This is a genomic window from Streptomyces sp. NPDC058664 (genome assembly GCF_042716635.1).
GTDB lineage: Bacteria > Actinomycetota > Actinomycetes > Streptomycetales > Streptomycetaceae > Streptomyces.
Genome location: NZ_JBHXRW010000060.1, coordinates 1 through 25,658, shown reverse-complemented (window position 1 = coordinate 25,658; position 25,658 = coordinate 1). Strand labels below are relative to the sequence as shown.

The 25,658-nt window shown below is 67.2% G+C and carries 50 protein-coding genes and 1 pseudogene; 17 read left to right on the top strand and 34 right to left on the bottom strand.

The features are described 5' to 3' along the window. Positions 1-3: 3 nt before the first annotated feature. From ACFWUY_RS33675 to ACFWUY_RS33595, 17 genes are all read left to right on the top strand, one after another. A complete protein-coding gene (locus tag ACFWUY_RS33675; RefSeq protein ID WP_384118813.1) occupies positions 4-888 on the top strand; it encodes a hypothetical protein in 885 nt (294 codons plus the stop codon). Between the two features lie 2 nt (positions 889-890). Next, positions 891-2,183, top strand: a complete 1,293-nt coding sequence (locus ACFWUY_RS33670; RefSeq protein WP_384118809.1) for a C40 family peptidase — start codon at positions 891-893, stop codon at positions 2,181-2,183. Position 2,184: 1 nt separating this feature from the next. Further along, entirely contained in the window at positions 2,185-3,498 is a 1,314-nt protein-coding gene (locus ACFWUY_RS33665; protein ID WP_384118806.1) for a hypothetical protein, read from the top strand. Then, complete coding sequence (locus ACFWUY_RS33660; RefSeq protein ID WP_384118802.1) at positions 3,498-4,430, top strand: hypothetical protein; 933 nt, start codon at positions 3,498-3,500, stop codon at positions 4,428-4,430. Before ACFWUY_RS33665 ends, ACFWUY_RS33660 begins: the two co-directional genes overlap by 1 nt. 353 nt (positions 4,431-4,783) lie before the next feature. Then, positions 4,784-5,308 carry a hypothetical protein gene (locus ACFWUY_RS33655; RefSeq protein WP_384118800.1) on the top strand — a complete coding sequence of 175 codons (525 nt, stop codon included), beginning with the start codon at positions 4,784-4,786 and terminating at the stop codon, positions 5,306-5,308. A gap of 47 nt (positions 5,309-5,355) precedes the next feature. Continuing rightward, positions 5,356-6,330, top strand: a complete 975-nt coding sequence (locus tag ACFWUY_RS33650; RefSeq protein WP_384118798.1) for a N4-gp56 family major capsid protein — start codon at positions 5,356-5,358, stop codon at positions 6,328-6,330. Position 6,331: 1 nt separating this feature from the next. Further along, complete coding sequence (locus tag ACFWUY_RS33645; protein WP_384118795.1) at positions 6,332-6,601, top strand: hypothetical protein; 270 nt, start codon at positions 6,332-6,334, stop codon at positions 6,599-6,601. 8 nt (positions 6,602-6,609) lie between these two features. After that, a complete protein-coding gene (locus ACFWUY_RS33640; protein WP_384118791.1) occupies positions 6,610-6,744 on the top strand; it encodes a hypothetical protein in 135 nt (44 codons plus the stop codon). Between the two features lie 116 nt (positions 6,745-6,860). After that, on the top strand, positions 6,861-7,151 hold the full coding sequence (locus ACFWUY_RS33635; RefSeq protein ID WP_384118788.1) for a hypothetical protein: 291 nt from the start codon (positions 6,861-6,863) through the stop codon (positions 7,149-7,151). A gap of 1 nt (position 7,152) precedes the next feature. Next, positions 7,153-7,530 carry a hypothetical protein gene (locus ACFWUY_RS33630; RefSeq protein WP_384118785.1) on the top strand — a complete coding sequence of 126 codons (378 nt, stop codon included), beginning with the start codon at positions 7,153-7,155 and terminating at the stop codon, positions 7,528-7,530. Position 7,531: 1 nt separating this feature from the next. Next, complete coding sequence (locus ACFWUY_RS33625; protein WP_384118781.1) at positions 7,532-8,440, top strand: hypothetical protein; 909 nt, start codon at positions 7,532-7,534, stop codon at positions 8,438-8,440. Positions 8,441-8,443: 3 nt separating this feature from the next. Next, positions 8,444-9,595 (top strand): hypothetical protein, encoded by a 1,152-nt coding sequence (locus ACFWUY_RS33620; RefSeq protein WP_384118776.1) that lies wholly within the window; start codon positions 8,444-8,446, stop codon positions 9,593-9,595. A gap of 12 nt (positions 9,596-9,607) precedes the next feature. Beyond that, complete coding sequence (locus ACFWUY_RS33615; RefSeq protein WP_384118772.1) at positions 9,608-11,524, top strand: hypothetical protein; 1,917 nt, start codon at positions 9,608-9,610, stop codon at positions 11,522-11,524. 9 nt (positions 11,525-11,533) lie between these two features. Continuing rightward, positions 11,534-11,827, top strand: coding sequence for a hypothetical protein (locus ACFWUY_RS33610; RefSeq protein WP_384118768.1), 294 nt, complete (start codon positions 11,534-11,536; stop codon positions 11,825-11,827). Next, a complete protein-coding gene (locus tag ACFWUY_RS33605; RefSeq protein ID WP_384118763.1) occupies positions 11,827-12,057 on the top strand; it encodes a peptidoglycan-binding protein in 231 nt (76 codons plus the stop codon). Before ACFWUY_RS33610 ends, ACFWUY_RS33605 begins: the two co-directional genes overlap by 1 nt. Positions 12,058-12,059: 2 nt before the next feature. Next, on the top strand, positions 12,060-12,236 hold the full coding sequence (locus ACFWUY_RS33600) for a hypothetical protein (protein WP_384118760.1): 177 nt from the start codon (positions 12,060-12,062) through the stop codon (positions 12,234-12,236). Next, complete coding sequence (locus ACFWUY_RS33595; RefSeq protein ID WP_384118756.1) at positions 12,233-12,484, top strand: hypothetical protein; 252 nt, start codon at positions 12,233-12,235, stop codon at positions 12,482-12,484. The genes ACFWUY_RS33600 and ACFWUY_RS33595 overlap by 4 nt, the downstream gene beginning before the upstream one ends. Before the next feature lie 138 nt (positions 12,485-12,622). Here ACFWUY_RS33595 and ACFWUY_RS33590 read toward each other — a convergent pair whose 3' ends face one another. The 34 genes and pseudogenes from ACFWUY_RS33590 to ACFWUY_RS33425 all read right to left on the bottom strand — a co-directional run bounded on the left by ACFWUY_RS33590 (position 12,623) and on the right by ACFWUY_RS33425 (position 25,537). Next, entirely contained in the window at positions 12,623-12,820 is a 198-nt protein-coding gene (locus ACFWUY_RS33590) for a hypothetical protein (RefSeq protein WP_384118752.1), read from the bottom strand. Then, positions 12,813-12,977, bottom strand: a complete 165-nt coding sequence (locus ACFWUY_RS33585; protein WP_384118748.1) for a hypothetical protein — start codon at positions 12,975-12,977, stop codon at positions 12,813-12,815. Before ACFWUY_RS33585 ends, ACFWUY_RS33590 begins: the two co-directional genes overlap by 8 nt. A 71-nt stretch (positions 12,978-13,048) precedes the next feature. Then, on the bottom strand, positions 13,049-13,372 hold the full coding sequence (locus ACFWUY_RS33580; RefSeq protein ID WP_384118745.1) for a hypothetical protein: 324 nt from the start codon (positions 13,370-13,372) through the stop codon (positions 13,049-13,051). Then, positions 13,369-13,662: a hypothetical protein gene (locus tag ACFWUY_RS33575; protein WP_384118742.1), complete on the bottom strand. Its 294-nt coding sequence runs from the start codon at positions 13,660-13,662 to the stop codon at positions 13,369-13,371. The genes ACFWUY_RS33580 and ACFWUY_RS33575 overlap by 4 nt, the downstream gene beginning before the upstream one ends. After that, complete coding sequence (locus ACFWUY_RS33570; RefSeq protein ID WP_384118740.1) at positions 13,659-13,853, bottom strand: hypothetical protein; 195 nt, start codon at positions 13,851-13,853, stop codon at positions 13,659-13,661. The genes ACFWUY_RS33575 and ACFWUY_RS33570 overlap by 4 nt, the downstream gene beginning before the upstream one ends. Beyond that, complete coding sequence (locus ACFWUY_RS33565; RefSeq protein ID WP_384118737.1) at positions 13,854-14,009, bottom strand: hypothetical protein; 156 nt, start codon at positions 14,007-14,009, stop codon at positions 13,854-13,856. After that, positions 14,009-14,179, bottom strand: a complete 171-nt coding sequence (locus tag ACFWUY_RS33560) for a hypothetical protein (RefSeq protein WP_384118733.1) — start codon at positions 14,177-14,179, stop codon at positions 14,009-14,011. The genes ACFWUY_RS33565 and ACFWUY_RS33560 overlap by 1 nt, the downstream gene beginning before the upstream one ends. Beyond that, positions 14,176-15,108 carry a hypothetical protein gene (locus tag ACFWUY_RS33555; protein ID WP_384118730.1) on the bottom strand — a complete coding sequence of 311 codons (933 nt, stop codon included), beginning with the start codon at positions 15,106-15,108 and terminating at the stop codon, positions 14,176-14,178. Before ACFWUY_RS33555 ends, ACFWUY_RS33560 begins: the two co-directional genes overlap by 4 nt. After that, positions 15,080-15,724: a hypothetical protein gene (locus ACFWUY_RS33550; protein WP_384118860.1), complete on the bottom strand. Its 645-nt coding sequence runs from the start codon at positions 15,722-15,724 to the stop codon at positions 15,080-15,082. Before ACFWUY_RS33550 ends, ACFWUY_RS33555 begins: the two co-directional genes overlap by 29 nt. A gap of 34 nt (positions 15,725-15,758) precedes the next feature. Next, a pseudogene (locus ACFWUY_RS33545) lies at positions 15,759-15,821 on the bottom strand (hypothetical protein); the annotation flags it as partial. Positions 15,822-15,925: 104 nt separating this feature from the next. Next, the gene (locus ACFWUY_RS33540; RefSeq protein ID WP_384118726.1) at positions 15,926-16,333 is read right to left on the bottom strand and encodes a hypothetical protein; all 408 of its coding nucleotides are present in this window, start codon (positions 16,331-16,333) and stop codon (positions 15,926-15,928) included. Further along, a complete protein-coding gene (locus ACFWUY_RS33535) occupies positions 16,330-17,190 on the bottom strand; it encodes a hypothetical protein (protein ID WP_384118723.1) in 861 nt (286 codons plus the stop codon). Before ACFWUY_RS33535 ends, ACFWUY_RS33540 begins: the two co-directional genes overlap by 4 nt. Then, positions 17,187-17,711, bottom strand: a complete 525-nt coding sequence (locus ACFWUY_RS33530) for a VUT family protein (RefSeq protein ID WP_384118719.1) — start codon at positions 17,709-17,711, stop codon at positions 17,187-17,189. Before ACFWUY_RS33530 ends, ACFWUY_RS33535 begins: the two co-directional genes overlap by 4 nt. Further along, positions 17,708-18,031 carry a hypothetical protein gene (locus tag ACFWUY_RS33525; RefSeq protein ID WP_384118715.1) on the bottom strand — a complete coding sequence of 108 codons (324 nt, stop codon included), beginning with the start codon at positions 18,029-18,031 and terminating at the stop codon, positions 17,708-17,710. Before ACFWUY_RS33525 ends, ACFWUY_RS33530 begins: the two co-directional genes overlap by 4 nt. Further along, the gene (locus tag ACFWUY_RS33520) at positions 18,028-18,354 is read right to left on the bottom strand and encodes a hypothetical protein (protein WP_384118712.1); all 327 of its coding nucleotides are present in this window, start codon (positions 18,352-18,354) and stop codon (positions 18,028-18,030) included. Before ACFWUY_RS33520 ends, ACFWUY_RS33525 begins: the two co-directional genes overlap by 4 nt. Continuing rightward, positions 18,351-18,554, bottom strand: coding sequence for a hypothetical protein (locus ACFWUY_RS33515; RefSeq protein ID WP_384118709.1), 204 nt, complete (start codon positions 18,552-18,554; stop codon positions 18,351-18,353). Before ACFWUY_RS33515 ends, ACFWUY_RS33520 begins: the two co-directional genes overlap by 4 nt. Further along, a complete protein-coding gene (locus tag ACFWUY_RS33510; protein ID WP_384118705.1) occupies positions 18,547-18,978 on the bottom strand; it encodes a hypothetical protein in 432 nt (143 codons plus the stop codon). Before ACFWUY_RS33510 ends, ACFWUY_RS33515 begins: the two co-directional genes overlap by 8 nt. Next, positions 18,971-19,336: an SLOG family protein gene (locus tag ACFWUY_RS33505; RefSeq protein ID WP_384118702.1), complete on the bottom strand. Its 366-nt coding sequence runs from the start codon at positions 19,334-19,336 to the stop codon at positions 18,971-18,973. The genes ACFWUY_RS33510 and ACFWUY_RS33505 overlap by 8 nt, the downstream gene beginning before the upstream one ends. Beyond that, positions 19,327-19,482: a hypothetical protein gene (locus tag ACFWUY_RS33500; protein ID WP_384118700.1), complete on the bottom strand. Its 156-nt coding sequence runs from the start codon at positions 19,480-19,482 to the stop codon at positions 19,327-19,329. The genes ACFWUY_RS33505 and ACFWUY_RS33500 overlap by 10 nt, the downstream gene beginning before the upstream one ends. Continuing rightward, positions 19,479-19,778 (bottom strand): hypothetical protein, encoded by a 300-nt coding sequence (locus ACFWUY_RS33495; RefSeq protein WP_384118698.1) that lies wholly within the window; start codon positions 19,776-19,778, stop codon positions 19,479-19,481. The genes ACFWUY_RS33500 and ACFWUY_RS33495 overlap by 4 nt, the downstream gene beginning before the upstream one ends. Further along, positions 19,775-19,987 (bottom strand): hypothetical protein, encoded by a 213-nt coding sequence (locus tag ACFWUY_RS33490; protein WP_384118697.1) that lies wholly within the window; start codon positions 19,985-19,987, stop codon positions 19,775-19,777. Before ACFWUY_RS33490 ends, ACFWUY_RS33495 begins: the two co-directional genes overlap by 4 nt. Next, positions 19,984-20,181, bottom strand: coding sequence for a hypothetical protein (locus ACFWUY_RS33485; protein ID WP_384118695.1), 198 nt, complete (start codon positions 20,179-20,181; stop codon positions 19,984-19,986). Before ACFWUY_RS33485 ends, ACFWUY_RS33490 begins: the two co-directional genes overlap by 4 nt. Next, the gene (locus ACFWUY_RS33480; protein ID WP_384118693.1) at positions 20,178-20,546 is read right to left on the bottom strand and encodes a VVA0879 family protein; all 369 of its coding nucleotides are present in this window, start codon (positions 20,544-20,546) and stop codon (positions 20,178-20,180) included. The genes ACFWUY_RS33485 and ACFWUY_RS33480 overlap by 4 nt, the downstream gene beginning before the upstream one ends. Then, complete coding sequence (locus ACFWUY_RS33475) at positions 20,546-21,220, bottom strand: hypothetical protein (RefSeq protein ID WP_384118691.1); 675 nt, start codon at positions 21,218-21,220, stop codon at positions 20,546-20,548. The genes ACFWUY_RS33480 and ACFWUY_RS33475 overlap by 1 nt, the downstream gene beginning before the upstream one ends. A 153-nt stretch (positions 21,221-21,373) precedes the next feature. Beyond that, entirely contained in the window at positions 21,374-21,631 is a 258-nt protein-coding gene (locus tag ACFWUY_RS33470) for a hypothetical protein (protein ID WP_384118689.1), read from the bottom strand. 69 nt (positions 21,632-21,700) lie between these two features. Further along, positions 21,701-22,363, bottom strand: coding sequence for a hypothetical protein (locus ACFWUY_RS33465; protein ID WP_384118687.1), 663 nt, complete (start codon positions 22,361-22,363; stop codon positions 21,701-21,703). An 88-nt stretch (positions 22,364-22,451) separates the two neighbouring features. Next, on the bottom strand, positions 22,452-22,637 hold the full coding sequence (locus tag ACFWUY_RS33460; RefSeq protein ID WP_384118683.1) for a hypothetical protein: 186 nt from the start codon (positions 22,635-22,637) through the stop codon (positions 22,452-22,454). Continuing rightward, positions 22,634-22,888: an HNH endonuclease gene (locus ACFWUY_RS33455; RefSeq protein WP_384118680.1), complete on the bottom strand. Its 255-nt coding sequence runs from the start codon at positions 22,886-22,888 to the stop codon at positions 22,634-22,636. Before ACFWUY_RS33455 ends, ACFWUY_RS33460 begins: the two co-directional genes overlap by 4 nt. A 133-nt stretch (positions 22,889-23,021) precedes the next feature. Beyond that, a complete protein-coding gene (locus tag ACFWUY_RS33450) occupies positions 23,022-23,861 on the bottom strand; it encodes a RecB family exonuclease (protein WP_384118678.1) in 840 nt (279 codons plus the stop codon). Beyond that, the gene (locus ACFWUY_RS33445) at positions 23,858-24,109 is read right to left on the bottom strand and encodes a hypothetical protein (RefSeq protein WP_384118676.1); all 252 of its coding nucleotides are present in this window, start codon (positions 24,107-24,109) and stop codon (positions 23,858-23,860) included. Before ACFWUY_RS33445 ends, ACFWUY_RS33450 begins: the two co-directional genes overlap by 4 nt. Next, on the bottom strand, positions 24,099-24,848 hold the full coding sequence (locus ACFWUY_RS33440) for a WhiB family transcriptional regulator (protein WP_384118674.1): 750 nt from the start codon (positions 24,846-24,848) through the stop codon (positions 24,099-24,101). Before ACFWUY_RS33440 ends, ACFWUY_RS33445 begins: the two co-directional genes overlap by 11 nt. Before the next feature lie 8 nt (positions 24,849-24,856). Beyond that, positions 24,857-25,021: a hypothetical protein gene (locus ACFWUY_RS33435; RefSeq protein ID WP_384118672.1), complete on the bottom strand. Its 165-nt coding sequence runs from the start codon at positions 25,019-25,021 to the stop codon at positions 24,857-24,859. Beyond that, on the bottom strand, positions 25,018-25,275 hold the full coding sequence (locus tag ACFWUY_RS33430; RefSeq protein WP_384118670.1) for a hypothetical protein: 258 nt from the start codon (positions 25,273-25,275) through the stop codon (positions 25,018-25,020). The genes ACFWUY_RS33435 and ACFWUY_RS33430 overlap by 4 nt, the downstream gene beginning before the upstream one ends. 55 nt (positions 25,276-25,330) lie before the next feature. Next, positions 25,331-25,537, bottom strand: a complete 207-nt coding sequence (locus ACFWUY_RS33425) for a hypothetical protein (protein WP_384118668.1) — start codon at positions 25,535-25,537, stop codon at positions 25,331-25,333. Between the last annotated feature and the right edge of the window lie 121 nt (positions 25,538-25,658).

Below are 25,658 nucleotides of genomic sequence, written 5' to 3'. Positions count from 1 at the left end.
CAGATGGCTGTTGTCGCCAGCACGCCGCTGGATCCCGAGGAAGAAGCGCTGCTGAAGAGATTGGGCATCTCGGGCGCCCCGGGCGGCGCGACCGCCGCAGGCGCGGGCGCCAAGAGCGTCTATATGGGCCGCACCCTGAAGCCGACGGCCCGGGACGAGAAGTACGGCCTGATGTCCAAGGAGCAGGCCAGCTGGATGTCCGAGCAGGAGGCGATGAACAGCTTCTACGACTGGGACACCAAGAAGCGCAGCGACTTCACGGCGCAGCTCGTGCTGGCCGGGCTCGTCCCGGCCGGATCAGGCGCGCTTGAGGCCGAGGACGCCTGGCAGAAGCTCGTCCAGGCCGCAGGCCGCTACGGCGCCGCGGGCAAGGAGGTCACGCCCTACGACCTTCTGACGGGCTACGTGAAGAGCGCCGGCGGCGCGCAGAAGGAGGCCTGGCGCAACGTCGGGGCCTTCGAGGTCAACACGGTCACGGGCCAGAAGCGCTACGCCGGCCCCGGCATGTATATCGGCAACGGCCGGGCCGTCCAGCTGGACAGTCGCACCGACCTGACCGACCCCGATACCGCCAAGGGCATCGCGACCAAGCTTTTCCAGGACCTCATGGGCCGCGACCCGCAGGCCGGGGAGCTGTCCGCCTTCGCGGCGGCCCTGAACGCCGCCGAGGCGTCGAACCCGGTCACCCAGACCACGACGACTACGTACAACATGGACACCGGTCAGCCGCTCAGCCAGCAGACCGCCTCCGCCGGAGGCGTCACGGCCGAGGGCCGGGCGTACATCGGTGAGCAGCAGATCAAGAAGAAGAAGGAGTACGGCGTCAACCAGGCCGCGACGACCTACATGGGCGTCATGGAGAGCCTCATGGGTGGGGGTCAGGGATAGCCATGGCGCGAGGCGAAGACCTGGTCGAGCTGGCTCGCAAGAGCCTGGGCGTGCAATACGTGTGGGGCGGCAACGACCTCAAGAATGGCGTGGACTGTTCAGGCCTGATCCAGGAGGTCTATCGCGCGTACGGCATCGAGCTGCCGCGCGTGACGTACGACCAGATCAACGTCGGCTTCTCCGTGCCCCAGAACAAGCTGCGCCCTGGTGACTTGGTTTTTTTCGACACCGACAGGAAGAAGACCGGTCCCGACCACGTCGGCATCTACATGGGCGGTGGAAAATTCATCCACGCCCCACGCCCTGGAACCCCGGTGAAGATCTCCTCCCTCGCGGAGGGCTACTACATGGACCGCTGGATGGGCGGTCGCCGGGTCCCCGGCGTGGACGCTGCGGCAGCCGCCGGAGGCGGTGAGGCTGAAGAGGTCGCCCCGAAGCTCGACGCCACAGAGCTGGCGGAGACGTACGGCATGTCCTACGCCTTCTTCAAGTCACAGCCGGAGCTGTGGAAGATGCTCAACTCCGCAGTCGAGGAGACCTGGGCACCGGAGAAGTTCCAGGCCGAGGTCAAGAACACTAAGTGGTGGAAGGAGAACTCCGCCACGTCGCGTCAGGCGCAGGTGCTGGCGAAGACCGACCCCGCCACGTACAAGGCGACCATGGAGGGCGCCCGCCTGGCGGCGCAGCAGATGGCCGTGAAGGCGGGGGCGATTCTGTCGCCCACGAACGTGGAGTTGCTCGCCCGGAACATGGTCCACCTCGACTGGCAGGAAGAGCAGATAGCCAACTTCCTGGGTCAGTACATCAAGTTCGGCGCCGACAAGACGTTCGGCGGCATGGCCGGTCAGGCGGCCTCCGCCATCCGCAAGGAGGCATACAGCCTCGGCGTGGCTGTAACGGATCAGTCCATCCTGAACAACGCGCAGTACCTCGTGAGGGGCCTCACGACCATGGAGAAGATCCAGGCCGGGCTGCGGGAGCACGCCGCGAGCCTGTATCCCGCCTGGGGTGAGCAGATCATGGCGGGAGCCAGCATGCAGGATCTTGCGCAGCCGTACCGGCAGGTGCTGGCCCAGGAGCTCCAGCTCCCCGAAGGGGATGTGGACGCCTTCTCCCCGAAGATCAAGGCGGCCTTGAACCGGTCCGGCCCCGACGGGAAGCCGGCGCCCATGGATCTGACCGAGTTCACACAGATGATCCGCAGTGGCCCCGAGTGGGGCCGCACCACGGCAGCCATAGACAAGACAGTCGGCATCGGTCGTGACGTGCTGGCGCAGATGGGGCTGGTGAGCTGAGGTGGCCGATCCGACCTTCGAGGCGTTCCTGTGGAGCTTGACCCAGCAGGAGTCCGGCGGGAACTACGGCGCCGTCGGCGTCTGGGTGAATGGCGACCGGGCCTACGGTCGCTACCAGGTCATGGGCGCCAACATCCCCTCCTGGACGGCGCAGTACTACGGCAGGCGGCTCACGCCGCAGCAGTACCTGGCCAGCAAGGAAGCCCAGGACGCGGTGGTCCGGGGCCGTCTCGGCGAGTACGTCAAGAAGTACGGGTACCGCGGCGCCGCCAGCGCCTGGTACAGCGGCCAGGCGAACCTGCACATGTCCACCAGGCCTCAGCCTGGGGGCCCCTCCATCAAGGGGTACGTCGACTCCGTTATGAACCGCGCCGCCACCTATCAGGGCGGCTCCGGGATGTCGAGCACGACCACGGCAACGCCGTCCGGCTCCGGCGGTACGCAGGCCGTGACGCCCAAGCTCGACCGCAACGAGCTGGCCGAGCAGTACGGCCTGTCGGCCGGGCTCATCAACTCCTCCAAGGAGTTGAGCAGACTCTTTGAGCAGGCCGTCTCCGGCGGCTGGTCGCCGCAGCTCTTCGCGGCGAAGCTGAAGAACTCCCAGTGGTGGAAGACGCAGCCGGACTCGCTGCGGAAGTACATCACGACGAAGCACACCGACCCCGCCACCTGGCGGCAGCAGAGCGAAGCCGCGGCGGCGCGTATCAACCGCCTCGCGGTGGAGGTCGGACTGGGCAACCAGATGGTCGGAGGTAAGCCGACCAGGACCCTCCAGCAGGCCGTGTACAACGCTGTGGCCATGGACTGGACCGACCAGCGCATCAAGGACTGGCTGGGTACGCAGGTGGGCCTGCACGGTGACATCATGTGGGGCGAAGCCGGCGAGGTCTTCGACCAGCTCCACGGCGTGGCGTACGCCAACGGGCTGCGGTACAGCTCCAGCTGGTACCGCGACCAGGCCAAGGCCGTGGTCTCCGGAAGGTCGACCGCGTCGACGGTCGAGGACCAGATTCGCCGGCAGGCGGCTGCCCGGTACGGCGCGTACCGTGAGCAGATCATGGCCGGGCAGAACGTCATGGACCTGGCGTCGCCGTACCTGAAGACGGTGGCGACGCTCCTGGAGCTGCCGGAGACCGACGTCGATCTCTTCAACAAGCACGTCTCGAAGGCGATGACCTCCCAGGGCACGAAGCCCCTATGGGAGTTCGAGGTCGACGTACGCTCTGACCCGCTCTGGAAGAAGACCAACAACGCCAGAGAGAGCATGTTCAGCGTGGCTCACCAGGTGCTCAACAACTTCGGAGTGACGTACTGATGGCTATGCCCACCGCCAAGGCGCCACAGGCGCCCCGCCTCCCTGTGGCCAAGGTCAAGACTCCCGCCCTGGGCGACTGGGCTAGCTACCTCAAGGGTCCCGAGAGGGACGCCTTCGTGGCCCTGAGCGCCGAGTTCGGGCGTTTCGGCCTCCAGTCCCTGGCCGGGAAGATCTACGAGTACGTCAAGCAGGGGTACGGCGCCGACGTGATCGCCCTGCTGCTCCAGGACACTCCCGAGTACAAGCAGCGCTTCGCCGGCAACGAGGTCCGCCGCAAGGCGGGCCTGGCCGTACTGAACCCGGGCGAGTACCTCGCCGCCGAGTCCTCGTACCGCCAGATCCTGGAGAACGCAGGCATGCCGAAGGGCTTCTACGACAAACCCTCGGACTTCTCCGCCTGGATCGGCGGGGATGTCTCCCCGACAGAGATCAAGACGCGGGTAGACCTCGCGATGGACGCGGTGAACAGGACCGACCCGAACTACCGCGGCGCGCTCTTCCAGATGTACGGCGTCGGCGAGTCTGAACTCGCCGCGTACTTCCTGGACCGCAAAACGGCGGAGCCGCTCATCAAGAAGCAGGCGGCAGCCGCATCCATCGGAGCGGCCGCCCTCAGGCGCGGCTTCGCCGCCAACGTCCTGGACCTGGAGTCCTATGCAGAGCTGGGCGTCTCCGCCCAGGAGGCCGAGTCCGCGTACAGCCGGATCTCCGACTCCTTCGAGTCGATGATGGGTCTGGCGGGCCGGTACGGCACGACCTGGACACAGCGCGAGGCGGAGCAGGAGGCCTTTACTCCCGGCGCGGCGAAGAGCGTGGGCGCGGAGAACGCCTTCGAGAAGGCGAAGCGGTTGAAGAGCCAGGAACGGGCCCAGTTCGCTGGCGGTCGCGCCAGCTCCTCGCAAGGTCTGAATGCCGGGTATCGTCGTACATAGCGCACCTAAACGGCATCCTGGAGCCAGGGCGCGCTACGCCCCAACTAGGCCGGGGTCACGCCCGGCTGACGATGGAAGGGTGACGCGGTAGCTCAATTGGCAGAGCCGCCCGTCCACGATCGGGCACGGATGCGGGTTCGAATCCCGCTCGCGAAGCCTCAGCCCCTGATTTCGGTCGGGGGCTTTGCGCTGTCCGTACGCCATAAAACTAGCGCTGCTAGCTAAAACGACGTAGTCGACGTACCCTCTGCCGCCGACGGACCCACCGGCCCCGTCATCCATGAAGCCCGGTAGCGGAGCGCGATCCCTTCCCCCGGAGGAGTAGCAGGCCGCGAAGCGAGACGGGAGCGGCAATGAGCGAGTACGAGTTCGGCTACGACCCCACCGACGGCACGTCGGACCTGGGCGAGACAGGCGCCAGCCCGCAGGGCCCCAAGTGGTTCCGCGAAGGACTGGACAAGCTCTCCAGCCAGGTACAGGAGCTGAAGGCGGAGAACGACCGCCTGAAGGCTCAGCAGGTCAGGGCCGACGTCGAGAACACGCTCAAGGCCAAGGGCTATGCCCCGGCAGCGGCATCGCTGTACACGGGCACGCCCGACAAGCTGGACGACTGGCTGACCGCCAACGGCGGCGCGCTGGCGAAGCTCCCCGAGGGGGAGCAGGAGCAGGGCGCGGTGACCCCGCAGGGGCCCCCGGCATCCACGGTTCCGGCGAACGATCAGGCTCAGATGCAGCGCATGCAGGAGGCGGGCACGCAGGGCGTGCTGCCCCCGCAGGGCAGCGAAGCCGAACTGGTGCAGGCCATCAAGAACGCCAAGTCCCCGGCGGATCTCGAACAGATCATGCGCGCCAACGGCAGCCCGCACACCTGGACCTGATCTCTCCCCGACACTTCGACGTCCCGCATTGCGGGAGGTGAGAGGCCATGGCTAACGCTTACACGGACACAACCGCCATGTCGAATGCCGTTCAGACGGCGTACGACAAGCAGTTTGAGTTTGCCCTTCGCTCGTACCCGCTCTTCCGCGCCCTCGCGGACAAGCGGCCTGCCGACCAGGCCCAGCCCGGCTCCAGCGTCGTGCTGGAGATCTTCGCCGACCTGGCGGAGGCGACCGGCACCCTGACCGAGTCGACTGACCCCGACGCGGTCGCGATGGGCAACCCGACCACGAAGACCATCACGCTCAACGAGTACGGCAACCCTACGTTGAGGACCCGGAAGCTGAACCTGTTCAGCCTCACGGACGTGGACCCGGCCATCGCCAACATCGTGGCGTACAACGCGGCTGCCTCGATCGACACCGTCGTGCAGACGGTCGTCCGCGGCGGTCCGCGCCTGATCCAGCGCAAGGCCGGCACGGTCTCCTACGTCACCAACGCCACGGTTTCGACCGTCGCCACGACCATGGCGACCACGGACACGTTCAACTCGTCCATGGCGCGCCTGGCCCCGGTCAAGCTCCGCGCTGGCCTGGCCGTCCCGAAGCGGGACAGCCTGTACGCCGCCTACATCCACCCCGAGGTCGCTGTCGACCTCCGGACGGAAACCGGCGCCGCCGCCTGGCGTGACCCGCACAACTACAGCGCGGTCGGCAACATCTGGACGGCTGAGCTCGGCACCTACGAGGGCGCCTTCTACGTCGAGTCCCCTCGCTGCTACAACGCCGTGGACGCCGGCACTGGCGACAACACCGTGCGCCGCTTCCGTACGTACTACGCGGGCCAGCAGGCCATCGCGGAAGCCGTGGCCGAGGAATTTCATATGGTCGCCGGACCCGTGGTCGACAAGCTTGCGCGGTTCCGTCCGCTCGGCTGGTACGGCGTGGCCGGATGGGCCCGCTACCGCGACGAGGCCCTGATCCGGGTCGAGTCGACCTCCAGCGTCAATAGCGGTACCTGACATGCCCTGGACGTTCCGGCCCCCCACCATCGACGAGGGGCCGGCGTCCTGGGACAACCGGCTGTTCGTGCGAGTGAAGATCACTCGCGGCATCACGGTTCTGGACAACGGCGGTGTGTACACCACCCGTCGGTACCCCACCCAGGACGAGATCGCAGCCGCGACCGTCGCCTATCAGGGCGGCCACGAATACGAGGTGGACGACGCCACCAAGGCCGCGCTGATCGCGGCCGACATCGGCGTCTCCGAAGCCAACTTCACGCCCCTGTAGGAGCAGTCATGGACAACTGCGAGCCCACCACCTCCGGTGGTAACAGCACGATCACGAACGGCAATGAGCAGGACACCCTGGACCGCTGCGTGACCGAGGTCCCCCGCCGCGCCGAAGGCGCCCAGGACGCGGACTTCCACTGATGACCGCCCGCCGACACGAGCCCATAGCCGTCAGGGTGCCCGACTTGAGCGAGGGCCACGATGCGATCGTCCGTACTGTCGCCCCCGAGCCCATGCGAAGCCATGGTGGCACCGTCGTGACTGGCAAGTGCCGCTCCGGCTGCCCCACGCAGGACCACGCCACATGGGGCGCTTGTGCCCGCGCGGCCAACATGCGCGTGGCGTACTGCGGTGTGGGTGGCGGTGACGCCACCGCTCAGAAGCAGTGGGACAACGAGCTGTCCCTGTACCGCCAGGCCCGCGCCGAGGGCATCCAGCCCGAGGGCACCACACGCAACAAGATCCTGGACGCCATGCGCCAGTCCGACGCGGCAGGCGCCGCCTACGGCCGGGACTTCGCCAAGGCCGTTCCCGTAGAGGACCACTGACATGGCCGAGATGAAGATCTCCATCGACTCCACCACGGTGGACGCCGACGGTGCGCAGCTCTTCACGAGCGGCTCCCGCTCGGCGACAGCGACGCTCACCGCAGCGGCAGGCAACACGACTGGCTCGACCATGAGTCTGGGCACCGCTCACACGACCGCTACGGTCGTGGCTGTGGGCACGGGCACCCTGACGGGGACGCTCACCATTGAGGGCTCCCTGGACGGGGCCACGTGGGTCTCCACGGGCACGACCGTGCCTCTCACGGCCGCTGGTACGGTCACCGCCTCCTCCACGGGCAGGGCGTTCCGGTTCTACCGGACTTCGCTGTCCGGCGCCGCCGGCACGGGCACGGTCACCGCCACGATGATGGCGGCCTGACATGCCGACTTTCGATCAGCTCGTCACCAGGGTGCGCAGGGAACTGCGCGGCTTCACCCTGGATCAGGCGTCCATGACGACGCTGGCCGCGGACATGCTGGCCGCGGACGACACCTTCACCGTCGACCAGACCGACATCACCGAGGTCTCCCGCGGTCTCGTCGAGATCGACGACGAGCTGATCCTGGTCAAGGGGTACGACGCCACCACGGGCGTCGTCACCGTCATGGGCGGGGTCAACGGCCGCGGGGCCGAGGACACCACGGCGGCCACGCACACCTCGGGGGCCCTGGTCACGGCATCGCCGACCTTCCCCCGACAGGTCATCAAGGACGCGATCAACGATTCCATCGCGGCCCTGTATCCATCGCTGGTCGTCTTCGAGACGACCGACTTCGCGTACAACGCGGTACAGGTCGAATACCCGATGCCGGCGGACGTTAAGGACGTCTGGAGCGTAGTGGGCCAGTGGGTGGGACCCACGAAGGTCTCCGGCGCCATGCCCGACTGGCGCTTCAACCCCACCGCGTACACCACCGACTTCCCCACCGGGAAGTCCATCCAGCTGTGGACCGGCCTCACGCCGGGCCAGAACGTCAGGGTCGTGTACACGAAGGGCCCGGCGGCCCTGACTGCCAGCGGCGATGACTTCGAGGCGGTCACCGGCTACCCCGAGCGGGTAGCGGACCTCGTCATCTGGGATGCCGCTAAGCGGCTGCTCCCGAGCGTCATGAGCGCACGCCTCCAGCAGACGTCGGTGGAGTCCACCGAGCGGGCCCAGCTCGTCTCGACGCGGGACATCGCCTCCGCGGTGCAGACCTACGCGGCGTTGTACGCCGAAGGACTCCAGCGCGAACGCGACCGCATGTACCAGGAGAACCCCATCTACCAGACGTTCCAGGGGAGCTGAGTCGTGGCGAACGCCTACAACTACTCGAACGTGGCCAATCCGACCACGCTCGCGGGCAACATCAGCGCTGGCGCCACCACGGTCTCGGTCGTCAACACGACCGGTTTCCCGACGGTGCCATACGTCATCGCCATCGACTACGGGGCCAGCACGGAAGAGCTGGTGAAGGTGACCGGCGTTGCCGGCCTGGCGCTCACGGTGGAGCGAGGTTTCGGCAGCACCTCCGCCCAGACCCACAGCCTGGGCGCTGTGGTGCGCCCTGTGTACAACGCGGTCGACGCGACCGACTTCCGTACGCACGAAGACTCCACAGCCGCACACGGCGCCACGGGTGCCATCGTCGGCACGACGAACACGCAGACGCTGACGAACAAGACGCTGACGTCACCGACGATCAACAACGGCACCATCGCGGGACCGACGATCACCGGGGCTACGGTCACGACCAGCGGCCTGCTGGACGTGAACGCCGGAGCGGACATCGCCAACATCGCAAGCGCGGTACCCCTGGTCATCCGCGGGGCGGCTTCCCAGGCCGAAGACTTGGTTCAGATCAAGGACAGCGGCGGTACGGACCTGGTCACGGTCCAGGACAGCGGCTTCCTGGACATCCGCCGCGGCGCGCACATCGAGGGTGGAGCCACCCTCGCCTCCAGCGCGGTCATTATCAAGGAGGGATCCTTCGGGGCCGGCGTGGCTCTGGAGGCCAGGAGTAGCGCCGACGCCACGCTGCTCCAGGTAGGTACCGCGTCGGTTACCACCAACGTGCCCCTGCTGCCCTCCTCCACGAACATCACATCCGCCAGCCTCCTGACGGCAGCCGCAGGCTGGAGCATCAACGCCGCGTCGGTCGCCGTCCAGAAGGCCGGGTTCGTCACGGCGAACATGAGCTTCACGCGCTCCGGGGCGAATATCACCACGGACGCCGCGGGCGCCCTGTCGACCGGCATTGTCTCGATGGGCACCATCGCCGCCTCGTACCTGCCGAAGAGCCACCTGGGCCTCTTCTACACCCATGCGGGCAACTCGATCGCCACGGGCAGTGCCCGCATCACGGCAAGTACTGGCGTGGTGCAGCTCGTTCGCTGGCAGGCCAGCCAGACCATCACCACGGGTGACACCATCTCCGTGACGGTCACCTACCCGATTGCGTAACGGGGAGCTGTCATGACTGGCATCGTCAGCCGCCTGCCGTTCCCGTTGTCGGGCCGCACCTCCTCGGCCGCGGCCACGTACACGCTCAGCGGCGTCCAGTACGACGTGGCCATCGCGGGGATGCCCTGGCTCATCAAGGCCGATGACCAGAACGTCATGACCAGGGCCGGGGCCCCTATCAAGAAGGACCAGTTCGACAACCAGCAGGAACCGGGCGAGCAGAGCTTGAGCGGCTGGTGGTACCGGGCGCAGTCGTCCTTCATCGGCGGAGCCGGCCTCCTTTACCAGGACCCGTCCTCGGACAACCAGTACGCGATCCGCTACGCCGACTCGGTCGGTGTGAATCCGTGGGTGAACGGCAAGCTCACGCTTCTGCGTGAGACCTCCCAGCGCATCGCGGACGCCTCCGCGGACCGGCATCACCTGGTCGGCTGGAACGACGGAACGGACCGCTACTGGTCCGCCGTGGGCACGGCCCTGAAGTCCGACACGGGATCGGCCACGACCACCATCACGTGGGGCGGGGCCGGGACGATCAGGAGCCTGACGTCCGACGGCACGAACTACTACGCCGCGGACTCCACGGGCATCTACCGGGGCGCCGGAAACGGCGCCGGGTCCCTGATCTGGAACACGGGCTCAGCGAGCACAGTGGTCCGCTGGATCAAGGGCCGCCTCATGGCGGGCATCGGCCCGGCCATCTACGAGCTGACCACGGGCGGCCCGGCGCTGCCGGTCGCCAAGTTCACGCACCTCAACAGCTCATGGATCTGGACGGACATAGCCGAGGGCACGAACGCCATCTACGCGTCCGGGTACGCCGGCTCCCAGGGAGCCATCTACAAGTTCGTGCTCGACACGAGCGGCAACGTGCCCACGCTGGCCTCTGGCGGCATCCTGGCCGCCCAGCTGCCGCGGGGCGAGGTCGTCTACGCCATGACGACCTATCTCGGGTCGTTCATCGGCATCGGTACCAACCGGGGCTTCCGCGTCGGCGAGATCAACGACAACGGGGACATCCAGTACGGTCCGCTGTTGATTGAGAACGCCTCCGGCGTGAAGGCTGTGGCCGGCTATGACCGGTTCTTCTTCGTCGCGGCCACGAACGCCATCGAGTCCAAGAGCGGGCTCTACCGGGTCGACCTCGGTCAGCCCGTCCAGGACAACGGCATCAGCGCAGGAGCGCGGTACGCCTACGCGACCGACCTCCAGGCCAAGGTGACCGGCGAGGTCTCCGCGGTCACGGTCTTCGGTAACTCCGACCGCATGGCCTTCGCCGTGATCGGCTCGGGCAGCTACCTGGAGTCCGCCTCCACGCTGGAGGCGAGCGGCTACCTGACCACGGGCCGGGTCCGGTACAACACGCTCGAACCGAAGCTCTTCAAGTTCGCCACCGTGCGTACGCCCACGAGCATCTACGGCACCGTGAACCTGGCCATCATCGATCCCGGCGGCGCCGAGACCTCCATCATCACCATGGCCGAGGGATCCTCGGTGGCCATCGAGGACGTGTCCCTGGTGACACCGGCCCAGCCGGTGGAGTGGGTCGCCCTGAAGATCTCGCTCGGGCGCTCCGCGACCGACACCACCGAGGGTGGCGAGGTCAATGGCTGGCAGCTCAAGGCCATGCCGGGAGTCGTACGGCAGCGCATCTTCACGCTGCCGCTCCTGTGCGCGGACCGGGAGAAGGACCGCGCAGGACAGACGACTGGGGCAGTCGGCCGGACCCTGGATCGCCTGGAGGAGTTCGAGCAGATCGCCGCCCGCGGCGACAGCGTCGCCTTCCAGGACCTCCGGTCCGGGCTGAGCTACCTCGTCCTCATCGAGAACTACCGCTTCGAGCAGAAGACCTCGCCCAACAACAACGGCTCCCGCTGGGGCGGAATCCTCTGGGTCGAGCTCCGCACCATCGCTGACGTCACCACCTAGGAGCAGGGCATGGACTACGAAGTACTGGAGGCCGACGCCACCGACGCGGCGTCGTTCCTGTCGTACGCCAGGACGCGACGGTCGGACAAGGCCGACCGGGACGCCGATGTCGGCGAAGCCGTGCACTTCTGGGACATGGTCGACGCCCGCTGCCGGGCGGCTGTCGTCACGCAGGACGACCTGGACACGGTGCAGCTGACGTACCTCATGCCGGGCGAGGCCACGCTGTACCCCGAACGCGAGGTCCCCCACGACGAGACCAAGGGCGGGCCGTCCTGGCACTGGCCCTGCGGAGGCCAGTGATGTGGCCCCCTGAGCGCGTCATCATCGCGCCGGCGAACGCCGCTGAACGCGAGGCCGTCAAGACGGCCCAGAGGGCGCTGAGGCTCCCCGACACGGGCGACATGGACGAGCCCACCCGCAGCGCCCTGAGGGGCGTGCAGCAGCTCTTCAAGATTCCGGTCAGCGGAGTGCTGGACCGGCCCACCTGTGAGGCCCTGGACCGTCTCCGGCCTCCGTCACTGAGGGAGTAACCATGGACGTCAAGGATCTGATCGAGCGGTCCGGCTTCACCGGCCTGGAGGCGGGGGTGGCTGTCGCCATCACGCAGCTGGGTGAGGTGAGCGTGTGGTGGGCTGCGCCTCTGGCACTCGTCCTCACGGCACTCAAGGTCTGGGTCTCCGGGCGGATACGCCCCAAGGAGGCTGCGTGAACGAGGAAGACAGCACAGGCTCCATCGCGGTCGCCTTGGCGAGCCTCAAGGGCTCCGTGGACACCGGCTTCGCCAAGCTGGATGGACGCCTGGACGTCACCCTGGAACGCCAGATCGGCGCAGAGCGTGCCATCGAGGAGCTGAAGCGGAAGTTCGTCCTGCTCGAAGCGAAGATGTGGAAGCTCTCCATGGCCGCGGCCGTGATCGGTGGCGGTGGCGCCACAGGCGCCTGGCAGCTCATGGGCTGAATAGCCCCACAACGCAAAAAAGAGCCCCTCCCGAAGGAGGGGCTCTTCTGCATGCGGTCGATCCGGGTGATCTAAGTCCGGAGTCCGGCACGCTGCCGGCCCTTGGTCCTTGGAGAGGGAGCCGACGGGGACATCATGTCACGCGTCGAGCCCGCTGACATCCTCAGCCTGGACAGTCACCTTGCGCGAGTACCGGCGTACCACGGTGCGCGTCCACCGGTAGACCTCCACCGGCTTGTCAGTGTGTGACGCGTTCGCCTCCGCGTGTTCGAAGGCGCCCTCCCGGTTCGGGAACTCGACGCTCCCGACGCTGAACCACTCCTTGTTCTCAGCCACGGTCGCTCTCCTTCGTGGGGTCGATGAGGTCGGCCTGTTCCCTGAGTCGCCGGAGCGTGAACTCGTCCACGTGAATGTCGCGGTCGTACTCGCGCTGGGCCCAGTCGCGCTGCCGCTCCGCCAGCTCGTGGGCGAAGGCGTCAAGCGCCTGCTCCACCTCCTCCAGGGACCAAACGGTCCGAGAGCCCGGATCGGTTCCAACCATGATCCGAAGGCGTTCCCGCGCGCTCACGCGTCCTCCCCGGGCTGCACCAGCTCGATCTCGCCCTTGAGGTGCTCCGGGATCTCCGGCGCCGCGTAGGCGGCCCAGCCATTGGTGAGCGGCACGTCTCCGCCGGAGACCTCGGGGCCCTGCACGGGGAGCGACCAGTCCTTGATGGGGTGCGTGACGGGCTTCATGCCCCCGCCCTCCACGAAGGCGATGACGTCCTTGAAGGTCTGGACGATCGTCTCCTCGGAGTCGTTCTTGTGGACGTCCCACACCGTGGTACGGGCGCCCTCCTTGTGGCAGATCTTGAACGAGTCTCTGCCGATGGTCAGCGAGATGGTCACTGCTCCCCTTCCGGTTCCGAGTACTGATCCACCCGGCCGGAGATGACCGGGTACAGATCGCTCTGCGTCATGCAGGCGTAGACCACGCCCCGGAAGACGGGGGTGTCCTTGGGGTGGGGTTCACCCTTCAGGTGCATGGTGCCCTGCACATAGCCCATGACGGCGGCCTCGCGCATGAGGGACCACTCCCGGCGCGTGAACTGCGACAGGCGCTCGTCGATGTCCTCGTTGCGCTGACGCTCGCGCGTCGCGAAGTAGTCGAGCATCTGCGGCGGTATCCCCTCGCTCACGTCGACACCTCCGGGTCGATGAGGTCAGCGGCGGCCCGGAAGGCCTCCGCCCTCATGCGCATGTCCTCAGAGCGGAACACCCCGAAGACGCCCGCTCGGTCGCGAAGCTGCTCGGCCAGCTCGCTGGCATGGGCGTTCTCGACCTGCTTCCAGCGGTCGCACTTCGATCGCTCGCAGTCGCAGTCACACATCTACGCCGCCTCCTCGAAGGAGCGGTCCAGCTCCGCGTCCAGGAAGGCCGCGATGTCCTCGCGGCTGTGCGTGTGCTTGCGGTCCTCGATCAGCTCCGCAATGGCTATGCGCACGTGCGTGGTCGCGTTACGCTCGTTCTCGGTCTCGTGGGCCATCAGATCTCCTCCCCGTCTTCGATGTCCTCGGTCTCGATGGAGCCCTTGGTGTAAAGGGAGAAGTCCTGGTGCTTCTCGCCATAGGTCAGCGCGCAGCGCACGGCGCGCTCCTCATCCCAGGAGGTGGGAAAGTCCCCCTCCAGGACACAGGTGAAGGTGTATCGCTTCACGGGCCCTCCATGGGCGCTACGCGCATGATCGCCAAGACCTGCGCTTCGGGGTGCTTGATGATGAGGACGCCGTCCTCAGCGGTGACGGACGCGTCACCGGGGATGCTGACCTCGTAGGCGTGGCCACCGGCCACGCTGTACGCGACGCTGAGCGGCGGGCGCCGCTCGGGCTGGGGCGGGAGCGTTGGGTACATCGCTTCGCAGGCGCAGTCATCTGCACAGCCGTAGATGCTGTGCTCGAACTGCGGGTGTCCGCAGTCGCACATGGCGGCCGGACGGTACTCCTGGCACGGGCAGCCGTCAGCCCAGCATTCGCCCTCACCCGCGTCAGGGGCGTGCTCCGGCTCGATGTGCCCGCAGTCCACACAGGGCGCGTACTCGGGCCCCTCGGGGGGCGGGAGGGCCGCGACGCTCTTGATGAGGTAGGTCCCCATGCAACGGTCGCAGTGCTCCCGCGACACGAAGGCGTGTGCGGAGCACCCACAGCCCTCGCCCCCGTGGTGACCGCAGCCGTTACAACGGCGCTCCGGCTCCGCCGGAGCCTCGTCCGGGCACGGAACCACGTTGCCCTTGCCGTCCGTGTGGAGCACGGCGCAGCCGGGCCGGATGTCCACCGGCTCGATCACCTCAGGCAGCTCCACGGTTTCGACCGTGACCGGGACATACGCCTCGCAGTCGCAGTCCGGCTTCGAGCAGGCGCCGTCGACCTCGCCGAAGCAGTGCCGGAAGCGGTCATGGCCGCACTTACAGCGATTGTTGATGATGGGCTCGGGCTCCGCCTTGGGGGTGATAGCTCTTGCGACCTCCTTGGCAAGAGCCTGGGTCACTCCGTCAGACTCCCCCCAGAGCGCGGTGCGCTCGCGGAACTCATACACGGCGTCCTCGACCTGCCGCCGCAGCTCATCCTGCGATGAGGGCTCGGACTGCATCCGGTCCTCCTTCCTGGAAAATCTGGTTCACGTCGCTGCCCTGAGGCAGCCTGATGGGCCGGGCCTTGACCTCGCGGCCCAGGAAGCTGGCGAAGGACCCGCCCGCCTTGTCGCCGTCGGCGAAGCTGTAGATGGTGTCGAAGTCGGCCAGGCAGCGGCCGAACCACGGTTCCCATGCCTTCACGCCCGCCACGCCCACGGCGGGGATGCCGCAGATGGAGAGCGTGATGGTGTCCAGCTCGCCTTCGGCGACGGCGATGAAGTCCGACTCCCTCTTCAGGTCGAGCACGTTGAAGAGGTTCGACGAGGAGCCTTCGGGCTTCAGATACTTGCGGTGGCCCTCGACGGTCTTGCAGTCGTGGTCACGGGCGCAGCGGAAGTTCATGTTCACCACGCCGGAGGGCGTGAGGTACGGAATCGCGAGCCTTCCGCGGTACTGCTCGTGGCCCAGCAGGGGCCTAGCTGCGGCGCCCAGGCGGAATGTAGCGGCGTCCTGCGGGCTGAAGCCCCGCTTCGCCAGATACTCCTGGACGGCTGTATCGGCCGCGAGATCGGCCTGGTACGTCGAGACCGCTGTCTCGAAGAATGTTCTCTGCTCGCTCGATAGCGTCTGCACGATCGCAGGACTCCATGGCTTGGATCAGTTGGATAGCGGAGCCGCCGGCGCCGCAGGCATGGCAGTGGAAGACGCCCTTCTCGACGTTCACGCGCATGCTGGGGCGCCGGTCCCCGTGGATGGGGCAGCAGACTGTCTCCTCGCCCCAGCGGCCTGTGTTCAGCTCGATGCCGTAGTTCAGGAGGACGGGGGCGATGGGGATTAGTGGCCCAGCTCCTCGGAGAGGATCAGAGCGGCCATTCGCAGGTCCATACGAGCCCACAGCTCCGTCTCCTTCTCCCCCTCGTGGTCCCCGTCGTCCCACGGGAGCAGCACGTAGGGGATGTACGCGTCCCAGCGCGAGACGTTCCGGTGCGGACGCTTGACCACCAGCACACAGCTGGTGGCCTCCGCGTTCTCCATCTCGATCCAGGTCTCGCGGGTCCAGGCCGCGAGCTGCTGCGTCACGGCCGCCTTGACCTCCACGACCACGCCGGGGATCCCGGCGACGTCGCCCTTGTCCTTGTTGCCGGACAGCGCCCGGCGCTCCGCCGCGGGCCACCACTGCTGGAGGTAGCGCACCACCTCACGCTCCGCCGTGGTGCCCTTTGCCTTGCTCTTGGTGCTCATGCCGTTACAGCCTCCGGGTACTTGTTGACAATGCGCTGATGCCAGCGGATCGCCCAGCCGGCGCAGTTGGCGCAGTTCTTGTGACTGTGACCAGGCAGCGGCTCGGATCGACGGGCGTCCTCCGACCAAGCTAGGGAGTCGGCGCTGACGAGCTTGGGGCCGTACCGGCCTAGCCCCAGCGTCTTCACGCCGAAGCCGTGCAGGCGGTAGCCCTTAGCGTGGAAGTGATCCACAATCTCTTCGATCTCGCTCTCCGCCTGCCGGCGGCAGACTGAGCCCAGCCCAACTACGGGGGCTTCTGCCAAGTTCACTCCCGCTTCGCGGTATAGCTGGTCGCAGTAGTCGTAATCCTCCAGCGTCTGGCCCTGGAGGACTGGTATGAGCCTGATCTCTGGAGCCAACTCCCTCAGTTCTAGGTAGTTGTCCCGCGTCAAGCGCTGATGGATACGGACCGCCGTCTGGCGGTCCTGTTCGGGCTCGCCTGGCCATAGGCCGCGAAGCTCCCGCGTGCCTTTGAAGACGAGCCCCCTGGGGGCGATGCCCCCCTCGATGACAATGCGCTCGCACATGTAGTCCTGCGGCGCCACCCACTCGCACAGCTCAGGCCCCAGCTCGCCGACGATGCGGCGGACTAGGGCCACGTACTCCTTGGTGGACTTCGTCCACCGCCCATGCTTCTGGAGTTCGGAGAAGCCGCCGCTGTCTATGCAGTACGGATGCAGCGCCGGGGGGAATGCGCTCTTCCGCCGCAGAAGACGGGGCATGGCGACGAAAAGCGTGTAGCCCTTGAGTAGGGCCTCATATCGCTGGTCGTACAGCCAGTGTGTCTCGTGGGTGTTGAAGTAGAGACGCGTCACCGCGCTGCGCAGCGCCTGCGCGCTACGATCGCCAGTGCTGCAAGCAGCGTCATCCAGGCCTTGCCGAAAAGCTGACCGGGCAGGTACTCCAGCGAGTCGAAGGCGAGCCACAGGAACAGCAGGCTGTCGACGGCGAGGCCGACGGCGTTCGAGGCGAGCATCGCGGAGAGAAAGCCTCGCTTGCGGAGCGGTTCGTAGACGGCGAAGTCCAGAAGCTCCGACACCCCGAAGGCCACGGCGGATGCCGCGGCAAGCTCAGGGCTCGCAAGCAGGTAGGACAGGGCGACGCCCACAACGACAGCTGCGAGCACGGCGCCCCTCCCGGCGACCTCGCGTGCGAAGTCCCGCAGCACCAGCGCGAGGCCGACCATGTAGACCCCCGCTGGGGCTACCTGACCGAAGCCGGTCGGGACCAGCCCAATCTGCTCCACGGCAAGATTGGCAGCGGGAATGGTGGCGACGTATGCCCCCAAAGCCAGAAGGGCCCCGGCCGGGGCCCTTCTGGTGCTCTTGGTGCTCACTTGCCCTCCCGCTTGAGCAGAAGGCTCTGCTTGAGCGTCTCCGTAATGGCCTTCTCGTACGCCGCCTGAATGGCGGCGGAGACGCTACTGGGGCGCGCCTTACGGCGCTCCAAGGCGAGCGCCATGGCGCGCTCGCGCTGCTTCTCCATGACCTCCTCGATCTCCTCCTGCATGGACTCATAGGCCGCCTTCGCGGCCTCCCAGCGCTCCAGTTGGGAACGGGGAACCTCGTAGTCCAGGTGCACGGGGTCCGACGAGACGTAGGGCCCGACGTAGTAGTCGTCCCCGAGGTCGACTCGGACCGTCTCTTCGCTGCTCACCAGCTCACCACCCGAGGCGCCTTGTCGCTGTCGTTCTCGTGGTGCGACCACACCGTGATGTTGGTGAAGCCCTGCTCCAGCAGGTGCGTCTCCAGCCCCGCCACGTCGGCGTAGTTGTAGCCGAACCAGATGGCGGCGCTGCCCGCCACCTTGCCGCCGCCCTGGAGGGTGGCCCAGTCGTCTCGCATCAGCGAGATGATGGGGAGCTTCCAGTCGTACCCGACGAAGTCCTTGATGGCTCTCACGACCTGAGGGGCGAGGCTCTCGGCGTTGCTGGTGTCGGTGTCCCCGATGATGACGAAGACGTCAGTCACGCTGCTCACAGGCACTCCTTCGCGTGCTCGTAGGCGTACCTGTACGCCATGCGCCAGGTCATGTAGCTGTGGCCGTCCTTGTGGTGCGTGGCATCGCACTGGTGCGTCCAGTTCCAGCCCCACTGGCCCCGATACAACTGAACCCGCCACTTGGGCGGGTCGTTGGGCAGGTACCTCGGCAGGTCATGGGGGACTGGAGGGTCAGTCATCGGCCACCGGCCAGTAGTCGGTGTAGTACAGCTCCCGGGAGTCGCACCGCAGGCAGTCGCAGTCCACGACATGCCCGTTTGCTTCCTGGAGGATGCGCCAGCCTTCGGCCCGACTCTTCCCTTCCCCCTTGAAGGCGGCCACCACTTCGGCCGTAACCTTACGGAGGTTGTCTTCCGCGATCTTGATTCGCAGCTCCTTCTGGGTGAGAGGACGCTTCGGCCAGAGCGTGTCGAACTGGATAGCGCCTGCGCGCCGGATCTCGGCCCTGACGGATTCGCCTTCCTCCGTCGGGTCGTCGGTGCGGAGGAAGATGCGCCGCGCCGTCTCGCGAGAGCAGTAGCTCCGGAGTATCCGGATCAAGTTCTCCGAGGCCTCCAGATACCGAAGACCTATCGCGACGCTCTTGTCCTCGTGTTCACTCATGCTTGAACTCCTTCACAGGGATGCCCGCCTCCTCGGCGAGCTTGATCGTGTGCTGCGTGCCCGAACCCTCGGGCAGCGGGAAGGCCAAGACCAGGTCCGCGCCGGCGGACACCATGCGCACGTTGCGCGCCGGACCGGCGCTCTTGCCCATGTTCCAGTTGGCCGGGTACTTCATCTCCGTGCAGCCCATCTGCTGACCCGCGACGCGGTACCAGTAGCTGGCGAGATCGTCGGCGCCCGTCGAGCAGGCGCCATGGATGAGCTGGAAGGGGCCGTGCTGGTGGAAGACCTCCCAGAGGGCGTTGAACACGGCTGCGGAGTCGCTCCACTTCCTGGAGCCGGTGACGATCACACGCACGACAGCACCTCTTCCCGCTCGTCGATGATGAAGCAGCGGCGGCAGTCGCGCCGCCACACGGCGACGGTGACCAGCTCACCGTCCGGGCACTCCTGGAGTTCCTCACGCCACGGCGACCACGCGTGGCGGATGCGGCAGAGGATCACAGGCTGTATACCGCCTTGGCCCAGTAGCTCCGACTAGCGGAGTCGGGCGGACCCGGCGGCATCGCCGTGGCGGCGGCGAGCGCGAGGGTGGCGTGGGCCTGGCCGAGAGCGGCGAACACGGCCGTCTCCCGCAGCATCAGCTCGTGAGCCTCAGCGCTCTCACACAGCGCCTCGCACCACTCCTCCTCGGTGGCGTAGTCCTCCCGGGGACCGGCGTTGTCACTGATGTCGAGGTAGGCGCCCTTGGCGTGTGTAAGCCACCGTTCGGCTTCGAGGTAGTGCTCAGGGCCGGTCACTCGCCTTCCTCCAGACGCTTGCGTAGCTTCTCCATGTGGGCCATCAGGTCCGCCGGATCCTCCGGCAGGACCCCGGCCGCGATGAGCTTGTTCAGCCCCTCGCGGTCAACCGCGATGTCTGGGCGCCCGAAGGCGTCCGTCTTGCTGTACGTCTGCACTCCGAGCGCGGCGCACAGCGCCTTGAAGCCCGCGAAGTCGGTCTCGCTCACCGCATCTCCTCCGCCTTCTCGATGAGCAGGGCGTAGCTGTCCGCCTGCGTCTGGATCTCCCTGGTCTGCTTGGCGATGGCGGCAGCAGCCGGGCTCGTGGGGACCATGCCGCGCTGCCTGGTGCGCAGCTTCTCCGCCTGGTAGTCCAGGCGCGCCCGCTCGAAGCGCAGCTGCTTGAGGACGAGGTCAGTCATGACGCCTCCGCCAGGGGGAAGGCGTGCATCGTGGCGCCGTTCGGCAGGGCGATCTCCCATGGTCCGCCGAACAGGCCGTAGGCGACCCAGTCGCAGCCCCGGCCGGTCCACTTGTCCTTCGGCCCCTGAAGGGCGCCCAGCGTGCGGCCGATGCACTCTTGACCCACGATGTCCGAGGCGATGACCTCCGCGCCCGAGCGTGTGTGATTGCGGGGGCGCTCCTTCAGCGCTTCGGAGAAGTCCTGGCCGGTGGCCACGTCCTCACAGGAGGGGCACTTGAAGGCCCACTTGAACGGGTCCTTCCCGAAGCGTTCGGTCGCTTCGGCGACCAGCTCTTCCTGGGTCAGCTTCCTGTAGTTACTCATTACCAGCCGTCCTCTCCGTTCCAGCCGCCTGCGTAGGCGTGCGGCTGGCTTACGTAGTCGCCGACGTAGGACGTCGCGGCGTCCAGCGTCATGGGGAAGTGATCTGACGCATCCGCGTCGGCCTTGGCATGCCTGTTCTTCACGCACGCCACGTGCAGGTCACCGTTCCCGGTGAGGCCGCACGTGATGATGACCTCGGGCAGGGCGCTGACCTTGCCTTGCATGTCGCTCTTGCGTGGACAGGGGCGCTTGGTGCGCTCGCTGTCAGTGGCATGGTGTAGGAGCAGGACATGCGCTTCGGTCTCGCGGGCCAAGACCTTGGCCTGGCGCATCAGGTCGCGGAGCGACGACCACTCGTCGCCCGTGTCGTGACCGATGTCCGAGGCGATGTCGATCGCGATCTGTTCGGGCCAGCGGCCCTCAACTTCGTGGTACGCGTACGTGCTCAGCCAGACGTCGTCGAGCGACGGCGACGGCATGAACTCCCAGCGCAGGAAGTCGTACTTCTGGAGGACCGCCGCGCACTTCTCGGGCTCCGTCCGGAGCCACTGCTCCGTGACGTCCGTCGAGACGCGCTGGTCGATGGCCAGCAGCCGGCTGGCCACGGTGTCCTGGTCGGAGTCGGTGCTGAAACCGAGAGTCGGGACCCGCATATTCAGCAGGGCGTTGAGCATGATCCGGGTCTTGTGGGACCCGGACTGCCCGAAGAGCATCGAGACGGAGGCCCGACGGAAGCGAATCCCCCGGGCCTCCCATGACACAAACGGAGGCGCCAAGGGCTCTTTGCCCAAGGCGCCTCGCGTGACAGAGCGGGACAGTGTCTGCATCTATATGAACCTCAACAAGCTGACCACGGCCACGAAGCCGATGATCAGGCCTGCCCATACGTGCGCCTGCGGGAACCGCTCGCGCTCGCCTGCTCCGGCGTACCACGCCTCCGACCGGACCGTCTCCGACGGTGTCGGGGGTGCCAGCTCGCGCGCCAGCTGCTCGGCTCGCGCCGCCTGCTCGGGGGTGACGACGGGGCGGAAACGCCCCGTCGGATCGGCTCCGGGACGCGTGTACGCCCTGGACCTTGATGCCATGTGCTCACCCCCTCCCCATCGCCCCACAGTGTGGGGGACAGGGAGGGCTTCAGGGAAGCGAAGCACGTACTACGCGGCGACCGGGTTGTATGGAGCGAAGGACTGGACAATGTCGCCGTGGACCCAGTAGCCACCGCCGCCGGCCCAGGCGACCTTCCCCCGGAAGGCGTCCTTGTACTGCTCGCGGTACTGCTTGAAGGCCTCCTTCTGCTGGAAGGGGACCTCGATGCGGAAGACCTGCGGCCAGTCCGTGGGCCGCGGCTTCGGGCCGCGGCTGTTCTGGGCACCGCCCTGGGCCTGTCCGCCCCACTGCCCCGCGGCCGGGGCCTGGGGCGCCATCGGTGCCGGGGGGGCAGCGTAGCCGGGGGCCTGCGGGACGGAGACGTTCGGGCCGAACGGAGGCGGGGTGGGCGCGCCCTGCGGCGCCGGGGGGCCGGCCGGCTGCGGGATCTGGGTGGTCGGGCCGAGACCCGCGCCGATGCTGGCCTGGGCGCCCATGGAGGCGTGCGCCACGCCGATGGCGCCGTACACGCCGCCGTCCTCCAGTTCGTTCAGCGCCGCGGTCAGCTCTGCCGCCGTGTGCGCCCGCACCGTCAGCTGCGGCGGCTTGCCCGGGGTGAAGTTGAGGCTGATGCGGGCCTCCGGGAGGGGGCCGTACTCCAGGTAGGACACCTCCACGTCGCGCTCGGGGGCGTCGTAGTCCTCGGTCTGCTCGGGCATGGTGTCGGTCACTGGTCGTCCTCGTTTCGGTTGATCTCGTTACGGATGCACCGCGGCTCGTGAGGGCCGCAGGCGATGCAGCAGAAGTCGCAATCGCAGCTCACAGGCGCCAGTCCCTGGGCTTGCCCCACGCGAGGGGCTTGTCCAGCGGGCGAGCGTTCAGCCAGTGGCTGATGCGGTTCCCGTGGTGACGGGCGTAGCCCGTCATGTCGCCGTTGGGCGGCAGCTCTCGGGCTGCCTGTACGGCCCGCTTGACCTTGCGGTAGCTGCTGTGGCGGTAGCTCACGCCACCTTCCTTTCTTGCCGCCTCGCGGCGGCGCAGGCTCGACACTGTCGGGTGCCGTTGTCGGGGCGGATGTAGGCGTTGGCGCCCTCAAGCGCGTGACCGCGCTTGCAGTGCGTCTTGCGCGCCCGGCGCAGGTTCCCTGCCTGCGTCACCAGCTCCAGGTGGAGCGGCGCTACGCACGCCGGCGTGCGGCAGGTGTGGTCGATAACCAGCCCGTCCGGGATCTCGCCGTTGGCGATCACGTACGACACACGATGCGCGTACCAAGCGCGCTGGCCGATACGGATCTGGCCGTACCCGTGCTCATTCCGGTGTGCGGTCCAAAGCAAATGGCCCTCCGCGTCAGGGAGGGCCACCCGGGACCAGAAGCGCGAGGCGTCGCGCTCAGTAAGGAACGTACTGAGGATGATCGGGGTCGTAGCGGGCACTCAGCGGGCCTCCCTTCGCGTGGCAGGCCGCTGATACATCACACAGATAGCACCCGCGGTTCGCGATCCCGTTCGCCGGGAACTCCCCGGCCTGGATCTGCCTCCAGGTCTCGCCGAAGAGCTTGCCGACCGCCTCTGGCGTGTACTCCGTGAGATCCCAGGGCTTACCCGGGGTGCCCGCCCTGTTCATGAAGGCGAGACCATCGAAGATGTCGACGCCGAACTTCACCTTGACGAGAGCCCGGTAGACACCGAACTGCGCCGCAGACGCCGGCGCCTTCTTGCCCGTCTTCAGGTCGAGGATCCACAGCTTCTTGAAGAGCGGATCCCACATGATCCGGTCCAGGTAGGCCTTGATCTCCACCGGGCAGCCGGGCAGGTGCCCGGAGATGTCCAGCTCGATCGCCGGCTCACCGTCCGGCGTCGTCCAGATCTCCCAGCCGGAGCGCTCGCGCCAGTCGATCCACGCCTGCACGTGGTTCAGGCCCATGGCTCGCCAGGACTCGACGGTGTCGTTGCCGCTCCTGCGCCAGAGGTTCTGGTTCGGCTCCTTGTCGATGGCCTTGGCCAGCTGGTCCTCGAAGCACATTTCCCAGGTACCGGCGAGATCGAAGATCCGCTCGTCGTCCGAGAAGGACAGCAGGTCGTGGAACTCTGTGGCCTCGTGTACGGCGGATCCGCCCACGGACCACACGGCGGGCTGCTGGGGGGCCTTGGCGATGTACTTGAGAAACCACGACTTCGCGCACCTCTCGAAGGTCTCCTTCGAGGAGTGGGAGAGGTGTTGGATGGTCACGACTCGGCCTCGCAGGCCATAAGGGCGGACAGAACCAGCCCTCTGTACTCCAGGGCAGTGCGGTTGAGAACGGGCTCCATCTCCAGGACGTGACGCACGCGCTCAACGGTCGCCATCTGGCGCTCTGCCTCCGTCTCTGCGTCGGCCGCCTCGCGCAGCACCTCCGCGCGGTACGCGTCCAGCAGAGGGGCGACCGGGGTCGCCCTGTCCCACAGGTTCTCGATGCGCTCTCGCGCTTCACGCGGCATGGGCGTCCTCCTGGACGTCGTTGGCGTCCGGGCGGCCCGGGTAGGCCACCGTCCACCGGGTCTGCGGGATGTAGAAGCGGACGTCGACAGGCTTGAACCACTTGAAGACGTTGCCCCGGCCGGACCAGATCTGCATGCAGATCCACTTGCCGTCCTCGGTCTGGCCGGCGTACCAGCCGTCCGTGATGACGCCGTGATTGCGCACCCAGGCGTGCCGCCTGCCGTGCTCCTGGGGCCATGCCTGCCGCTTGCGCGGCGCCTCGACAGGCGCGGGCAGCTCGATGACCTCGGCCACCGGCTCGGGGGCCGGTTCGTGCTCCCGCCATGCGGCGATGAGCCCTTCAACCGCTTTGGGCAGGAGCCCGGTCTGGCGCTGGATCTCGGAGTACATGACTCCGCGACTGCGGAGCTTGGCCAGGTGCTCGCCCCATTCGAGGATCTTCTCCTCGGGCCACTTCTTCCAGCGCTCGTCCGAGGAGAGCCGCTTCCGGATCAGGAAGCGTTGGTGCTGGTCGAGCCCGCCCCAGACGCCGTACTCCTCACCGAGGGTGTCCCGACGGCACTCCGCCAGCACGGGGCAGTAGGAGCAGACCTCCTTGGCCTCGGCCCAGAGGTCCTGCACGGCCTTCTGAGCCGGGCGGCTCGGGTAGCCGCCGCTGGCGAAGAAGAGGTCGTCGGCGTCCAGCTTCCGGCAGGTGCCCTGATGGATCCAACTGCGCTTGGGGTCGTACAGGACCATCGGTCCTCCTATCTGTTCGTCACGACCGTGAAGAGAAGGCCGATCGCGGCGCCGATAAGGCAACCCATCAGCGCCCACACGGCGTCCTCTCGGCGCAGGTCGAGCCGGAGTTTGCGGGTGATACGAGAAAGGCCGCCACGAAGGCGGCCGAACAGTTTGCTGGATCTGGTCATGAGCTGGCCTCCTCGACCATCCGGCGGAGCTTGGCAGCAACGGCGGTGCGGACGGCGCAGGGCTGACAGGGGCTGGCCGTGAGGGGCGGGCAGTGGGCGTTCTCGCGTTCAGCCTCAGCGGCGGCTTCGCGGAGGACGGCGGCCCGGTACTCCTCGATCAGGTGGTGGCGGACTTGCGCGTGGGATACGCCTCGGGTGAGCTCGGCGTACAAGTTGTCGTAGGCGCGGGCCTCGGCGCTGCTGGGCTGGGTCATCGGCCCCCCCGGCACACGCAGTACACCTGCTTGCAGGCGTGGCAGACGGGGATCATCAGTTCTCCTTGCGGGGGTTCGGGATCTTGTAGCCGGCTCGGCTGTGTCCGGCCACGAGGCCACGCTTGTACGCCAGCTCGAAGTGCGGAAGGACGGACATCATCACGGCCGTCATTGCCGTGGTCATGCGGTCCTCCAGGACGTAAGGGGTCAGCGCTTCGCGGATGTCCGCGCGAAGGTCCAGACGCCCCTTGTCTCGGGCCATACGGCCTCCCATGACAAGAGCCCCCGCCGATGGCGAGGGCTCGATATGGATGTTCTTGCAGGTCAGGCAGCCAGTTTCAGTTGAAACTGAATGGCACCCCGCCTCTGCGGTTCGACGGGGA